Consider the following 14,755-nt stretch of genomic DNA (forward strand, 5'->3'; position numbering starts at 1 on the left):
TGGTGGTTGTTAAAGTGGATTATTTGTAGAACCACCCTTTTGCTTCCTACGGCGCGGGGTGGTTTTCCTGTTTTCTAGTACGTTTTTCCGAAAGAAATATGCACTAATTTCACGCACAATTCCCTTTAGAATTTCTCGTAAGATATCAAGAAAAGTTTCCAGTATTATCACCTCCTTCCCTAATCAAGGAAAAGAAGATTGACAACTCGGCCACCCCAACAATATTCAGCTGCAACTCTATTCTAACACTCTTTACCTAACTAACAACCTATCATTCTTCGACAAAACTTGGGTAGTGACCACAGGCACAGAAATTCAGACAAAACTCTGTTCACCGTGTTCATTTAATAATCTGCCCATCTGTATCATAAACGGTTACCTTAACTGGCAATGTAACTTTATCTTCCTGAAACTTGATATACCAAACCCACAAGTTGTCCCTGACAAAAAATCGGTTTGGCTGTATATTGCCTTCACTATTTATAACAATGGTCTTGGCATCGTCTTCGGCAAATCCGTAGATAATGGAAAAATCCTTTGATACCTTATTATTCACTCGCCAGTCAATTGGTCCTCTCTCCACTTTCCCCTCGCTGAACTCCTGGAAATCCATTTCGGGATAAATAAACTTTATAACATCGGTAAAACTTTTATTGGTCAGCACTGGAATGATTCCCGAGCTACTCTCAGCGAAAACTAAATTTGATTTAGAATCATACAAAAGAATTTGTTTACAATCACCAAATTGTGCTGATATTCTTTCACAGATGCTTTTTTCCAACGATGTAGTAGGAATAATCGGACTAGTAGGAGTGGATGCAAAAAAATAAATTACCACGATTACCCCAAAACAGAGTACAGCCATTAAAAACTTTACCTTCAACTAAATCCCCCCCTATTGCTAGTAAACTTATATTCTTTGACACTTAAATTATAAACCACATGCTGTCTTTGTTTGAATAAACACGGATTTATCGAAGGTTGATAACCCCTTCCCTTTACCGTTAAGACCGTACAAAAGATTATGTTATAATTATCCAAGTTATCATCGGTTTTATCGACTTTTTATATGGGAGCGGATGAAATATGATATCTGATTACAAACAAAATGTATTGTTGGAAGTAGATAGCATTAATGAAATGGAACTAGCACTAACTGCGTTCAACTCAAAAAGAGCACTTTCTCCCGTGGATAAAGATCTACAGTTCAAAAAAGTTGGGGATTGTAGATTACTTATTGACACCAAATCACCAAGTTCCATCTATTACAATCGTATTAAGGGCTTTGGATTAAACGATTTGAATAAAATAGATGAAATTTTGGCTAATTACGATTCTGAACAAATAACTCCATGCTTTGATTTGACGCCTAATAATATAAATATGGAAGTCGCAAAAACATTAATGAGTAAAGGGTTCTATTGTGCTGAACAACTGGTGTTTTTAGAGATAGCACCTCATTTTGATGAGTATGAAAATAATAAAGAAATAAAACTTGTAAAAGTAACGAAGGAAAATGTAGTGGAATTCCTTCATCTCATAGCACGTTCGAATGAAATGGAAATAGTGGATGAACTAATCAATAGAAAAGCTGAATATTTCGTTGAGCCTATCTTTCAAAATTACATAGCATATATCGGTCAGGAAGCTGTAGGAATGGGCTCTCTCTTTATCCACGAACAGAAAGGCTATATCGCAAATGATTTTACCTTCCCTTCACATAGGGGCAAAGGTGTTCAAAAAACATTGCTACACCACCGAATAAAAGCAGCGAAAGAAATGGGATTAACGAAGATTTATACAGATGCAGAGTTCGGCTCGGCAAGCCATAACAATATGTTGAAAGTTGGATTTCGGACTATATTTATTAATTCATTTTGGATGAAGGATTGAGAGTTGAGGAGTAGAAAAATGCCTAAGTTACCAACTATAGTGTTGCGCAGTTTTCGTGTACATGGGGACGGTTCTCCTGGCTTTTAGTTATAACGATGACCACAAGAACCGTCCCCCTGGTACCCGGCCCCCCCCCTAGAACCCTCAATCAATCATCTCAAACAGCAGCCTACCAATATCACTGTTTTCCATTCTTCCACTAAACATATGTCTATTTACACCATATGCATAGATGGGGACATCCTCACCGGTATGACCCTTTGTCGTCCAGCCGGTACTGGTATAGTGATTGATGATGTCAATGAGAGCCTGCCTGGTATCTTCTACTTCCATTTCTAATGTAGATTGGATCGTTTTCAAGTCTTCTAGATGAAGAGATAGGTGCATGTGACGTGTGATCCTAGCTAATTCTTTTGTTTTATGCATGTCTGATGCAATAACGGACGGGGTTGATTTGACGGATCTAATTACCGATGGATTCCATTTATAGTTATCATTTCGATCGATACTCATTCCCCCAGTGGAGTGGTCAGCTGTTGCAAGAACGATGGTATCCTCCCGATTTAATGCAAATTGTATGGCCACATGAAAAGCTGCTTCAAAGTCTTTCAGCTCACACATGGCAGCTACGATATCATTGTCATGCCCCGCCCAATCAATTTGGCTTCCCTCTACCAAAAGAAAAAAGCCATTTTGATTTTGCTGCAAGCGATTAAGTGCAGCATTGGTCATTTGCGAAAGAGAAGGTATCGTTGTTGCATAGCGATCGAGGTGTTTAGGAAGTTCCATTGGGGCAAATAAGCCTAACAATTTCTCGTTCCGATCTGCCAAAAGTTCAATTGAATTTGTGGCATAACCAAAACCATTTTTCATAAACTCTTCAACTAAATTACGGTCATTTCTAGCGAAGTAGGAGGCTCCTCCCCCTAACAAGACATCTATTTTGTTCTCGCCATTTATTCGTTCATCCAGATAATCATCAGCAATTTCATGATAGTTGTCCCGGGATTCATGATGTGTGGCGAACGCCGCAAGTGTAGCATGATTGATTTGACTCGTTCCTACTAGACCAGTAGATTTACCACGAAATTTGGCATATTCTAAGATACTCGGAACCGCCTGTTTTTCACTATTTAATCCAAGGGCACCATTATAGGTTTTATAGCCTGTTGCTAAAGCAGTACCTGCTGCAGCCGAGTCGGTAATGTTACTTTCTGCGTCTAATGAATAGGTCGATTGTGTGCCGACAAAATATTGATCAAATAAAGTAGGATTCATGAGTCCCATTCGCGAGTCATGATTAAAATAACGAAGACCGGTCGTGTACGAAAAACCCATTCCATCCCCTATTAGTAGGATAATATTTTTTACTTTCTTCATTCTGTTGAACGAATGGTTTAACATGGAAGGCAATGGATTTAAACTAAAATCATGTAACTGAACGGTGGAATTTAACAAATAAAACAGCACCTTTCAAATTTAGGTAGTTATTTCGTTTAATCAAACCAACGTTATCAACTAACATTAATCAAGTTATAGCATAGAAAAAGAGTAAATTTTAATGAAATACAATTATTTAACAAAAACTCAAAAAGTACTTATTATTTCTTACACATTCGTAAAACTACCAGACCCACCTAGTCCAATAACCAATTTAAAAAGTCTTAGACCATCCCCAAGGTCACCAATGTTCAATGGGTGTTCAATGGGGACGGTTCTCCTGGCTTTTTTTATTTTTACGATGACCACAAGAACCGTCCCCAAGGTCACATTTACATTACTTAACTAGACTTTTACTGAATCTTTACAAAATTCAGGTTTATCCTTAATACTTTCAATTTAATCTATTACTAGATTTAAAAATACATAGATGAGGAGAGATGAGGTATGACTAATCAAAATTCTACTAATGGCTTGGACAGAAGAAATTTCTTAAAAGCGGGAGGAATGAGTGCACTTGCCCTTACTCTTGGTTCGACTGGAGTAATAGGACTCGGTTCAAAAGCATTTGCGAATGTTACTGATAATCCAACCAGCGGATTTGGCGGGTATGGCCCTTTGGTTCCGGATCCGAATGGAATTCTTGATCTTCCAAAAGGCTTTCATTACAAAATAATTTCCATAGAAGGCGACCTGATGACAGACGGAAGCAAAATCCCTGGAGCATTTGATGGGATGGCGGCTTTTGAAGGACCAAACAATACAACTATTCTTGTTCGTAATCATGAATTAGGGACAGGTCCAGCATTTGGAAGCAATCCTTATGATGCGGCTGCTAAAGGTGGTACATCTGCTCTAGTTGTAGGTCCAAATCGCGAAGTTATGAAAGAATATGTAACCTCTTCAGGTACCATCCGAAATTGTGCTGGTGGAGCGACACCTTGGGGTACTTGGTTAACTTGTGAAGAAACACGTTCCGAAACACACGGCTATGTATTTGAAGTAGATCCACATCAACCGGAAAACGAATTGTCCAAAACGCCAATCAAGGAAATGGGACGTTTCTCTCACGAGGCTTGTGCAATCGACCCAGCGACTGGATATGTATACCTAACTGAAGATGCGAACCCAAGTTATTTTTACCGTTTTATCCCAAATAACACGAACCAAAAGCCTGGCGCGTTACAAGAAGGCGGTACGCTGTTTGCAGCTGCGATTGAAGCGGTAGCTGATCCAGCAGCAAGCACTTTTAAAACAGGCCAAACATTTAAAATTGTTTGGAAGAAAGTAGATCCTCATATGTGCCGTGAGGAAGCTGCTGCACAAAACTGCATTAAGTTCTCTAGACTTGAGGGGGCATTTTTCCAAGAGGGTGTTTTCTGGTTCGATGACACTTCTGCCGGTGACAAAAAACTTGGACGCGTTTATCGTTATGTTCCTCACACGAATACATTGGAGCTTTTCTATGAGGGAAATGATGCACGAGAAATGGAATATCCGGATAATATCTGCTGTACTCCTTGGGGCGACCTTTGGTATGCAGAAGATGGCTCTGGCCAAGATCGCCTGATGGGAATTACTCCAGAAGGAAAGGTCTATCCTTTTGCCGCCAACCGTTTAAGTGGTTCTGAATTGGCCGGCCCAACCTTCTCACCAGATGGAAACACACTTTTTGTCAATATCCAAAGCCCCGGTAAAACATTTGCCATTTGGGGACCGTTCCAACGTAGAAACTCTGCGCGCGCAAGGGAAATGTCCTTTGCAGCTCCTGCGAATCTTGCGCCGAAAGTTTCAGAAAAAGTGGCAAAGACTGCGGAGGCCCAAGGTATGTCCGTCCTAGAAGCAGCAGCATTTGAGCGCCACGGAATAAAAATGATTTAAATTATTTTACAAAATACCAAAAAAAGATGTAAACCAAAACACAATGTATGGTTTACATCTTTTTTTTGTCCATGTCCATGCCCATGGGGACGGTTCTCCTGGCTTTTTTTATTTTTACGATGACCACAAGAACCGTCCCCCTGGAAACCTATTCAATTATCCCTACGTAATCTTCAATTTTGTCCATATCTACTTTGGTGTCGATGTCCGCTTTTTGAAGGTAATTTATTTTTTTATCGATTAACTTTTCAACGATTGGACTTGTTTCTCCTTTGACTTCTTGTAACAGCTTCCTTGTATATAAAAGGTCGTAATAGGTTACCAATTTATAATCGTTGGATTGATAGGTTCCGTCCACGTTTACCTGGTAATATAAATTCCCCTCTGGATTCATCCAGGCGTCCCCCGTATCCTTTAAGGCTTGATACATTTGATCTGCCGCCTTTAGGTATTTTTTATCTGACGATTTTTGGTATGAATAGTATAAATAATTCATTAGACTTAACGCATGATTTAACGAAACATGCGTAAGACCTTCGTCTGAATAATAGTCTACAAGAAATTTTCCATTCTCTGTTTTAATCACAAAGCCCTCCTCCATTTTATTACAGAGGAAATCGGCATATACTTTATAATTATCTTTGTACTCAGTAATCCCAAGGTTCTTCGCTCTTCGATCCTGAGCTCGAAATAGATTATCATTATGTCTAGAATCTACATAATGTGTTCTAATACCATATGTGGATTCCAACCATGTACTGGTATAGTTGGAATACCATAATCCATCACGGTCTCTAATTTGCTCAAGCTGTACAAACGAATTCCAGTTCATATTCTCGAAGAATCGATTATGTATTTCTTCAAAGGCAATGATTGATTTTTTGGCACTTTGTCGGACGAATGAACGGACAAAGCCAATTTCCGGTTTAGGAAAAATCGTATCCACACCTTTTGCAATCACCTCGGTGGGGGTAAGCCATTTGTATTCATCAATTCCGATATTCTGGGCCATCCTATATGCGGCTTCATTCTTAAATAATGAAGTGTGGCTCATCAAATACCACGATTCCCCTGAACTTTGGTTAGCATAGGTGGTTATAGAAAAATTGTAATCCTTGTTATTTTTCTCATATTTGATGTCTCTGTTCTCTGATAAAAGCCCATATACGGTACTTGTCCTCCCCGTATCTGAATAGGTATGTGTTAGTTTATTAAATAAGTATTGACCTCCAATAAAAACACTGCCGCTCTTCTTATCAGAATCATTAAATTCTAGATAAGTAAAGTTGTTGGAAGTCGGATCATTATATTCTTTTCTGTTAGGATATACGTCAGCAGTGGATTGATCGAGCTCCCATTTTTCATACAAATTCCCAGAAAAGCTTTGTTGCAGCGTAAGATTTATGTTTGTGTTTTCTGAATCAACATGGACGAAAACAAATACGTCATTCGTTGGAACCTTACGAAAAGTAACGATAGCAGATCCAGCTTCCTCATTTGCATTTTTCTTAATCGCAAGAAAATAACTCTCATCACGTACACCATACATTGTCTTTTTTTCTACCTTCTCAAGTTTCAACTGATGATTCTCAGTAAACGCAATGACATGAAAATCTTTGTTTAATAAGAGTTGATCCTGTAGGGATTTAGATAGTTCTACTGAACCAACTTTATTTGGCATATGGTTGATTGAAACGATAACGATAAGTATAATCGTGATTCTTCTCCAAATTTTCGTCATTTTCTTACCTCACTCATTCGGCCAAATAGCGGTTGTTCATCAGATTATTGTTTTCAAAAAAGGACCTGTTTATCAAAATTTTATTTTGGCCCTATTCTTCCTAGGGTAAAAAAACCAGCAGAAACGTCCCCATCGGTCCAAGTTATAGAAGAAATGGAGAAAAAGACCATCAGAACCGTCCCCATGTACACCTTGACCCTATTCTTCCTAGGGTAAAAAAGCCAGCAGAAACATTCCCATTGGTCAAGTTATAGAGGAAATGGAGAAAAAGACCATCAGAACCGTCCCCATGTACACCCAATTAATTAAATTTTCTAAAAAATAAACATTTACAAACTCTCCAACATACCATATAATCCACATAAGATTACTTGGTTTTAAGGAGTGATGAATTGAATAAATTAATTATTTTTTCAGTAATTGGTTTTATCGCACAGTTAATCGATGGTTCTTTGGGAATGGGATTTGGAGCAACCTCCTCCTCATTACTGTTAATGTTCGGAATTGCACCTGCTGCTGCCTCAGCTTCCATTCATATGGCTGAAATCGCCACAACTGCAGCATCTGGTGCTTCACATCTTTGGTTTAAAAATGTAGATAAAAGGATTTTATGGAAACTAACCATCCCTGGTGCGATTAGTGCTTTTATAGGGGCGGCTTTTCTTAGCAGTTTGCCAGGAGATAAGATCAAACCGTTTATCTCTGTTTTTTTAATACTTTTAGGGTTTTACATTCTAATCCGATTTCTATTTTTCAACCATTTACCATCTAAGAATCAGGGGTCAACCTTTTCAATTAAATTCTTAACTCCTCTAGGTATTGTTGGCGGCTTCTTTGATGCGGTTGGAGGCGGAGGATGGGGTCCAATCACCGCTCCCGTTTTGATTGCAAAAAATGGAATTTCTCCTAAAAAAGTGATTGGAACGGTAGATACCAGTGAATTTGCCATTGCTGTATCAGCGACATTAGGATTCATCCTGTTTCTAGGAGTGGAACAGTACCAATGGCAATGGGTCATAGCGTTTATGATTGGCGGAGTAATTGCAGCACCTATAGCGGCTTGGCTTGTAAGAATCGTTCCTTCCTATATGCTAGGGGTACTTGTGGGAGGATTTATTATCCTTACCAATTCAATGACAATTATTAAATCAGTCTCATTACCAGTTTCTTTGGCTACATTAACGTACGTTCTCATTATTGCAATATGGATGGTTGCTATCATCTATCAAGTAAAGAATCGGAAACGGTCTATAGCTGTTAATCAATGAGTATCCCCCTAGCGATAGCTAGGGGTTTTACTTTTTATTCAACAATAATATTGTTCAGTACATGCAGAAGTACATGGGGACGGTTCTCCTGGCCTTTTTATTTTAGTGATGACCACAAGAACCGTCCCCAAGGACACATAAGTACACAATTTCGTAACAACTTTCTACAAATCACCCTGTCCTTTTGCCCTCTAGATTCCTATATAAAGGGTAGAAAGGCTGGTGCATTTTTATGAATTTAAAATCGGGCAGAATTGAAGGGTTTGAAGGGTATTCTCAGTTTAAAAGTGTAAAAGAGTTCAATACACATGTGGAGATGTGGTTAGCAGTGAAGAAGCAGGAGTTCTCAAAGGGGGAGCTTGTCGGCTTGAAAAGGCTGGTTCGTTTTTCTGTGAAAGTTCCCGGAGTTTCGAATGCTAAGATCGGGACTGTGTTAAAAGCAATTAATGAAGAGTATCAGGGGAATGGAATTTCCCGCTCAACGTTTAAACGGATGATCCTCAAAGCCAAAGAGATGGGTATCCTTACCACCCATGAAACTGAACGAAAAAATGGTTCACAGTCTAGCAACTTATATAGTTTTAATCGTTTCCCGCATAGTGAACCACCTAAAGCGAAAAAATTGAACCACCCTAAAGAAACTATTAATCTTTTAAAAACTAATAATCAAGAGAATACTAAACGTAACGAAGCGCCGATGGAACTCGATCATTCTTTTGTTAGCGATAAAGTTCCACAAACCTTTGTCCAACTCGTAAAATACTTCTTCACTGATGCGAAGACGATTGAAGAATATTGGCATATGGTACAAATCGCTGCTTTTCGCTTTGAATATGATCAAAACACAGAGGATATTCTCAGCATAGCCATCAACTCCTTTAAGCAGCTGATTCGTAAACTGAAATCCACCAAAACAGTAGGTAAGCCAATTGCCTTCTTTTATGGCATATTAACCAACAAATTAAAAGAACTCTATCTTGATCAATTACCTGAAATCGAGAGTAAGCCGATGCGCTATGTACTCGAAACAGGCGAAGTGATGTATTATGACTGGCTGAGCATCGAATCATAATTTTGGGAGTGAGCCATACATAGTCGTTATTCCAGTCACATTTAGCCTAGCTTTTGACAGGATCTGCTAACAATATTGCCAATCAAACGTTTGATTAATAGTGGCTTAAACCCTTTTAATAAAAGAACTCTGAGTTGTTTTTAAAAGACTTTTTTGTCGAGGAATTTGTTCGATTCTAAAGGTTATAATTCATATAATTATAGAAAAGGATAGATTATTACAATTGTAGACTAGGTATGACATGAATAGGTCTAATCAAACGTTTGATTAGTAAGGGGATGAATGTAGCAGCAGTATAGATTTCACCTAATCGTTAGGTAAGAGGATTGTCGATGATTAACGACCAATCGTCTTGCCGGGCGATAGATTTAATTCAGATCCGGATGCTCCAGTTTTGTACATGGGGACGGTTCTCTTGGTCTTACATATCTTTCCATGACCACAAGAACCGTCCCCCAGGCACCCAGGCTCCCTTTAATGAAACTTCATTATATATTCAGCTTGGAAGGTTTCTCCTACTCCAAGCTTATTCACACCAAACTTCTCCTTTAAGTTTCCTGTTGTATCATATGTATCAGCTATGCCGTACCAAGGCTCGATGCAAACAAACGGAGCTATCGTCCCATCTGTTTCCATGTATTTTGACCAAATCCCAACAAACGGAAAACCTTGAAACATTACTTCTACACCATGACGCGACTGATTAGATACCAATGTGACTTTATCAATATTGCTGTAAATAAGAGCATCACGAGCAAATAGAGAGTTTGTGAGTGGAATCGTTGAAAGTTCATTAGCTGTCCCTTTCTCATGAATGAAGGAATTCTTTAACTCATATTCCATCACATTCTTATTTACCGCAGGTGTAAAGTGCAAATGGTAATCTTCAATGGGTTCATTTTCTACTAGTGGAACCTTAAATGCAGGATGTGCACCAATGGAAAAATACATCTCTTCCTTGTTTTCATTCAGGATTTTCCATTGAACAATCAGCGAGTCCTCATTGAGACTATATCGAATCATCGCTTTAAATTCGTAAGGATATACATGAACGAAGGAGCCAAGAGACTCAAACACAAAAGAAACCGTTGTTGATGTCTGCTCAGCCACATCGAATTCAACGTCACGCAGAAAGCCATGCTGCGACATCTTGTAGGTCTGACCATCCAGTTGATATTGGTCTTCCTTTAACCTTCCCACAATCGGAAATAAGACAGGTGAGACTCGTCCCCAATATGCCTCATCCCCTGTCCACATATAATCCAGCGCATTTTTCTTATGCGTCACTTTACGTACTTCTGCTCCGTGTCTGACAATATGAACCTTCAACCAATCATTTTCAATAACAATCATCATTTTTCCCTCATCTCTTTGTACTCGCATTTCATCTTCATCTTATCCTCATAAGACCGGCATAATTCCTTTTAACTAAATCTTTTATTAAGGCATGAAACATATTCTATCTAACCATGTTACACAATAAATTCTGCGTGTCCGGCTAAGCTATATTCCTGATTCGTTTGGCAGGATGAAATGCTCCTATACTATTATCACTGATATTAGTTATCACAAAATCTATCAATCCTAAATAATAATCTGAGGAGTGACAGGCAAAGGAATTCCTAAACATTAAAGGCGCCCAATACAGTTCTATTAGAAAGATTCTTAACAACAGCTTGTAGAATACCATCATATCCAACTAAAAAGACTCCCCCTCCTTTCAATCAAATTTCTCTACCTTTAGAATTGGAGTATCTGATGAAAAACTAAACCTTAAGCCAATGGCAGCTTCCAGCAAAAGTGAAATCATTTTTGAACTAAATGAGAATGATCTGCAATTAAAATAGTTAGGGTTAACGGCAGCTTCTCTTTTCTCTACTTTTTGAGAATAGTATATCCGTGAATATACTAGATTTGAGGTAAAAGTGGCGTGGTACCAGACCTATAATGCAAAAGAAGGGGCTTCGAACACCGCAAGGTGGTAGAAGCCCCTTCTTTTGCATCCATTTACTAAATTAATACACATATCACCATTTTCACTATATCATCTTTTCGACACTTTCCAACGCTTCTTAGAAGGTGAAAACCCTGCATTGCCAACATATGCAGCGATTCTAATCAATCGATTAATTAATCCCAATGCCACTAATCAAACGTTTAATTAGATAGACAATGAGTCCCTTTAGTAAGAGAACTTTCTATTGTTTTCGAATGAATAATTTGCCGAAGAAAAGTAGAGAGTATTTATGACCTTCCTCAAAATAGACAATAGAAACTAGTAAATGTCATAATCTGACTCACATATCCTATACGAAACGCCAATCAAACGTTTGATTAAAAGTGCTATGAACCCTTATATAAAAACGAACCTGGTCAGTTTTCTAGTGAATTTTTTGTCGTGGATATAGCCTTTTATTCTTAATCATTCTCTTCTATCCCTCAACCAATGCCATGGTGAACTCTACAAATATATAGCTAACCTTTAATGAGGAAGCCACCAGAACCGTCCCCACGGTCTTTTATCTCTTATACTTTTCAACAAACAAATCATATTTGAGACTTTTGGTTCCAATTTGAATCGAATTTCACCCTTTAAATCTCTTTTTCTATGCTAAATTCAATTTTCCTAGATTCGAAGTTTCTCATTGGATGAATTATGGTAAAGCTACCTAGGAATATATCGGAAGCGCGCTGCCTGAAGGACTTTACCAGTGGAGAGCTTTGACGATTTAGTTATACAGTATAAACCGATGATTCACAAGATTATGCATTCCTTGCACATTTATAAAAATCAACAGGAATTCTATCAGACGGGGTTAATAGCACTTTGGGAAGCATCACAAACCTTCGAAGAACGAAAAGGCGCCTTTTCGAATTACGCCTACACCTCGATTAAGGGGAAAATGTTATCTGAAATGACACAGAACAACCACTACAAGGAAAAAAACATCCTTCCACCGAAGGAGGATTTTTGGGAAGGGATTGAAGGTCAGGATTCATCTCTTTTTCTTGAGAAGGAAACCATTCAAACCTATTGTGGAGGTCTAACGGAAAAGGAAGCAACATGGGTAATGGAATCGTATATAAACCATCTATCCATTAAAGAAATAGCAGAAAGCGAAAATGTAACCGTATCTGCCGTTAAGCAATGGAAATTAGGAGCACTAAGAAAACTGAAGGTAAAAGTTTTAAATTAAACATTCTTTTCAACCTGGGCAGTGCGTTTATCAACTAAACTGCCCGGGACTAACACCTTACAATATTCGATAAAATCGGATAATATTCACAAATTATCCACCAATGGTACGCGTAGACGGTACAATTATTAAAGTAAGATATGGTATTTTTTCTTTAACGGTATAAAATAAAAAACACTTATACCTATCCCTTTCATCAAATGAAACTACTGCTCTAGCCTCATTGTTATGCAACTAGACCTATCCCAAGATAGAGATTGTCATAACCACCTCAACATGTATTCACAAACAATACAGTATTTATTTCAACCATTGACTCCCAGTTTCATTTACTCTCTAACTACTATCAGCAACAAAAAATTCAATTTGTAAATTCAGGAGTGATGTATTGACTATTGAAAAGTACTACTTAATTAATCAGCATATGATGTACATGTTTGGGTTCCATGATCGAAATGGAAAAGTATGTACCCTAGTAAGGCAGTTAGATTGTGCTTTCATCGTGGATCGTTCACCTATGGAAATACTAGACGATAGTTTAAGATGTATTGGATTCAATTTAAAAGGAGCCATGGATACCTCCAAAATCATCATGGGGAATAACATGATGTGCCCTGTCATGATCAACCATATACATAGCATTTGTGTCTTTCCCGATAAATCACATAAACACGAAGATACGATTTGGTTTAATCCCTACCATATCTTAAGAACCCAAAGCCTTAAACGAAAAACACATATAGAGTTTCGAAATAGAAGAACACTTATCATTGACTCCAAACTATTTTCATTTAATCACAAATGGAAAGCAGCTGAGCAGTTAAGCAAAATTACCATTGAAAATGCAAATAACCCGATATCTTTTATTATTGAACCGCCAAGAAAGGTAAGGAAAAGAAGATCCAAAATTAGAAAGTAGAATTATCAAAAGGAGTTTGTAGTTCTTTTCGAAAAAACCACTAACGGTACGCTTATACGTACCACATGAAAAAAATACCTATGTTAATTTCTCCTTATACCAATGGATGGATGGGGTGTAAGGAGCACTATGAGTAGAATCGTTGTCGTAAAATTAAAAGAACTACTTATAGAAAAAGGAATGTCGCTAAGAGAATTATCCCGTGAAAGTGATGTCCGACATGCGGCTTTAAGTGAATTAGCTAACCAAAAGAGGCTCAACGCACATTTTCAGCATCTGGCCCGTATAGCAGATGCACTAGATATAGACGATATGAATCAAATCATTACTTTCAAAAAAGTCGACGACTAATCTTTTATCCTAGGTATTTATTTAACGAGATTCATATAAGATAACGAACACGGATAACAAAACCAAGTTCGTTATCTTTTTATTTTTTTATAGGTTCAACAAATTACCAAAATTATTAAAAAAACATTTACATCTTGTAATAGCTAAGAAAATAATTGCAGAGATTATTCCTAAGTAAATGAGGGTTTGTAGATGCACAAAAAAAATAGTGAAATTGTTAAAATGGATATATGGAGAAAATTCGAGCACAAAGGCCATTTGTATTACATTGAGGTTTTCCATTATATAGATGGTACCATCCAAGCGTTTGCAAATAAAAGACCAGGTAAAGTCCAACATATATCAGAAGAGTTTCCAATAGGCATCGGTCGAGATGACCATGAACCAACAAAGGCTGCTATTCTAGCCATTAACCACATTCAATTTCAATAATTCAAGCGATAAAACAGCTGGTCCCTGTTCACTTATTAACGAGATTGCTATGAAACTTTTTAATCACTAGTTATGCTTATAAAGATTGGAAGTACTTTCCTTTCTTTTCTTCTATTGTCCCAAGGTAATAATTCAATATACTATCAATATTCATATAAGAAGGTACCACTGCTTGTGGCTGCTTAAAAAAATGATAGCTGCTCCAAGGGGAGTATTCTGGCTTCCTAACCATTTTTGCTTCTACAGGATTTAAGTGAATATGGCGGCTGACCTCTAGCATTCCTACCTTATCTTCAATCATCTAGTCGTAAAAACGTTTCTCATAGACATGACCTGTTAAGCGATACTTGGTATTTTGGCATAACGTTTATTGATTAGTCCCATGTGCTTTGAAAAGGAAGTATCTTCTGAAAGAATAAGAAGGTGATAGTGGTTAGTCAAGACTGTTAATCCGAGGAATTACAGTGCATGGAGACAAGATTGAATCCCTTCTCTATTGGAATAATTTTGTGTATAATGGACATATAATAAAAAAGAGAAGTGTTGTTGCAAACACTTCTC

13 protein-coding genes are annotated in these 14,755 nt (G+C 37.8%); 8 read left to right on the plus strand and 5 right to left on the minus strand.

All coding sequences use genetic code 11. From position 1 onward, the window contains the following. Positions 1-340: 340 nt before the first annotated feature. Positions 341-883 carry a hypothetical protein gene (locus tag CHI06_RS27125; RefSeq protein WP_257009476.1) on the minus strand — a complete coding sequence of 181 codons (543 nt, stop codon included), beginning with the start codon at positions 881-883 and terminating at the stop codon, positions 341-343. A 203-nt stretch (positions 884-1,086) separates the two neighbouring features. On the opposite strand from CHI06_RS27125, the gene CHI06_RS27130 reads away from it, so the two are divergent. Next, the gene (locus tag CHI06_RS27130; RefSeq protein ID WP_095251755.1) at positions 1,087-1,893 is read left to right on the plus strand and encodes a GNAT family N-acetyltransferase; all 807 of its coding nucleotides are present in this window, start codon (positions 1,087-1,089) and stop codon (positions 1,891-1,893) included. Between the two features lie 144 nt (positions 1,894-2,037). Here CHI06_RS27130 and CHI06_RS27135 read toward each other — a convergent pair whose 3' ends face one another. Continuing rightward, positions 2,038-3,297: an alkaline phosphatase gene (locus CHI06_RS27135; protein WP_306453851.1), complete on the minus strand. Its 1,260-nt coding sequence runs from the start codon at positions 3,295-3,297 to the stop codon at positions 2,038-2,040. Positions 3,298-3,780: 483 nt separating this feature from the next. Here CHI06_RS27135 and CHI06_RS27140 point away from each other — a divergent pair, with 483 nt between their 5' ends. Beyond that, entirely contained in the window at positions 3,781-5,214 is a 1,434-nt protein-coding gene (locus CHI06_RS27140; RefSeq protein WP_095251757.1) for an alkaline phosphatase PhoX, read from the plus strand. Between the two features lie 148 nt (positions 5,215-5,362). Here CHI06_RS27140 and CHI06_RS27145 read toward each other — a convergent pair whose 3' ends face one another. Then, on the minus strand, positions 5,363-6,955 hold the full coding sequence (locus CHI06_RS27145; protein WP_095251758.1) for a hypothetical protein: 1,593 nt from the start codon (positions 6,953-6,955) through the stop codon (positions 5,363-5,365). A 392-nt stretch (positions 6,956-7,347) separates the two neighbouring features. On the opposite strand from CHI06_RS27145, the gene CHI06_RS27150 reads away from it, so the two are divergent. Both CHI06_RS27150 and CHI06_RS27155 read left to right on the plus strand, forming a co-directional pair. Next, a complete protein-coding gene (locus CHI06_RS27150) occupies positions 7,348-8,223 on the plus strand; it encodes a sulfite exporter TauE/SafE family protein (protein WP_095251759.1) in 876 nt (291 codons plus the stop codon). 232 nt (positions 8,224-8,455) lie between these two features. Continuing rightward, positions 8,456-9,295 (plus strand): hypothetical protein, encoded by an 840-nt coding sequence (locus CHI06_RS27155; RefSeq protein ID WP_257009477.1) that lies wholly within the window; start codon positions 8,456-8,458, stop codon positions 9,293-9,295. A 474-nt stretch (positions 9,296-9,769) separates the two neighbouring features. Here the strand turns inward: CHI06_RS27155 and CHI06_RS27160 are convergent, their stop codons facing one another. Then, the gene (locus CHI06_RS27160; RefSeq protein ID WP_257009478.1) at positions 9,770-10,678 is read right to left on the minus strand and encodes an aldose 1-epimerase family protein; all 909 of its coding nucleotides are present in this window, start codon (positions 10,676-10,678) and stop codon (positions 9,770-9,772) included. A gap of 1,328 nt (positions 10,679-12,006) precedes the next feature. Between CHI06_RS27160 and CHI06_RS27170 the strand changes: the two genes are divergently transcribed. The 4 genes from CHI06_RS27170 (at position 12,007) to CHI06_RS27185 (ending at position 14,194) form a co-directional block, all read left to right on the plus strand. Further along, positions 12,007-12,492, plus strand: coding sequence for a sigma-70 family RNA polymerase sigma factor (locus tag CHI06_RS27170; RefSeq protein ID WP_095251761.1), 486 nt, complete (start codon positions 12,007-12,009; stop codon positions 12,490-12,492). Between the two features lie 388 nt (positions 12,493-12,880). Beyond that, positions 12,881-13,411 carry a competence protein ComK gene (locus tag CHI06_RS27175; protein WP_095251762.1) on the plus strand — a complete coding sequence of 177 codons (531 nt, stop codon included), beginning with the start codon at positions 12,881-12,883 and terminating at the stop codon, positions 13,409-13,411. Positions 13,412-13,540: 129 nt separating this feature from the next. Further along, complete coding sequence (locus tag CHI06_RS27180) at positions 13,541-13,762, plus strand: helix-turn-helix domain-containing protein (protein ID WP_095251763.1); 222 nt, start codon at positions 13,541-13,543, stop codon at positions 13,760-13,762. 192 nt (positions 13,763-13,954) lie between these two features. After that, positions 13,955-14,194, plus strand: a complete 240-nt coding sequence (locus tag CHI06_RS27185) for a hypothetical protein (RefSeq protein WP_095251764.1) — start codon at positions 13,955-13,957, stop codon at positions 14,192-14,194. A 76-nt stretch (positions 14,195-14,270) separates the two neighbouring features. Here CHI06_RS27185 and CHI06_RS30100 read toward each other — a convergent pair whose 3' ends face one another. After that, positions 14,271-14,495 (minus strand): hypothetical protein, encoded by a 225-nt coding sequence (locus CHI06_RS30100; RefSeq protein WP_179292802.1) that lies wholly within the window; start codon positions 14,493-14,495, stop codon positions 14,271-14,273. Positions 14,496-14,755: the final 260 nt, after the last annotated feature.

It is taken from the genome of Bacillus sp. 7884-1, from assembly GCF_002272245.1.
Classification (GTDB): Bacteria; Bacillota; Bacilli; order Bacillales; family Cytobacillaceae; genus Neobacillus.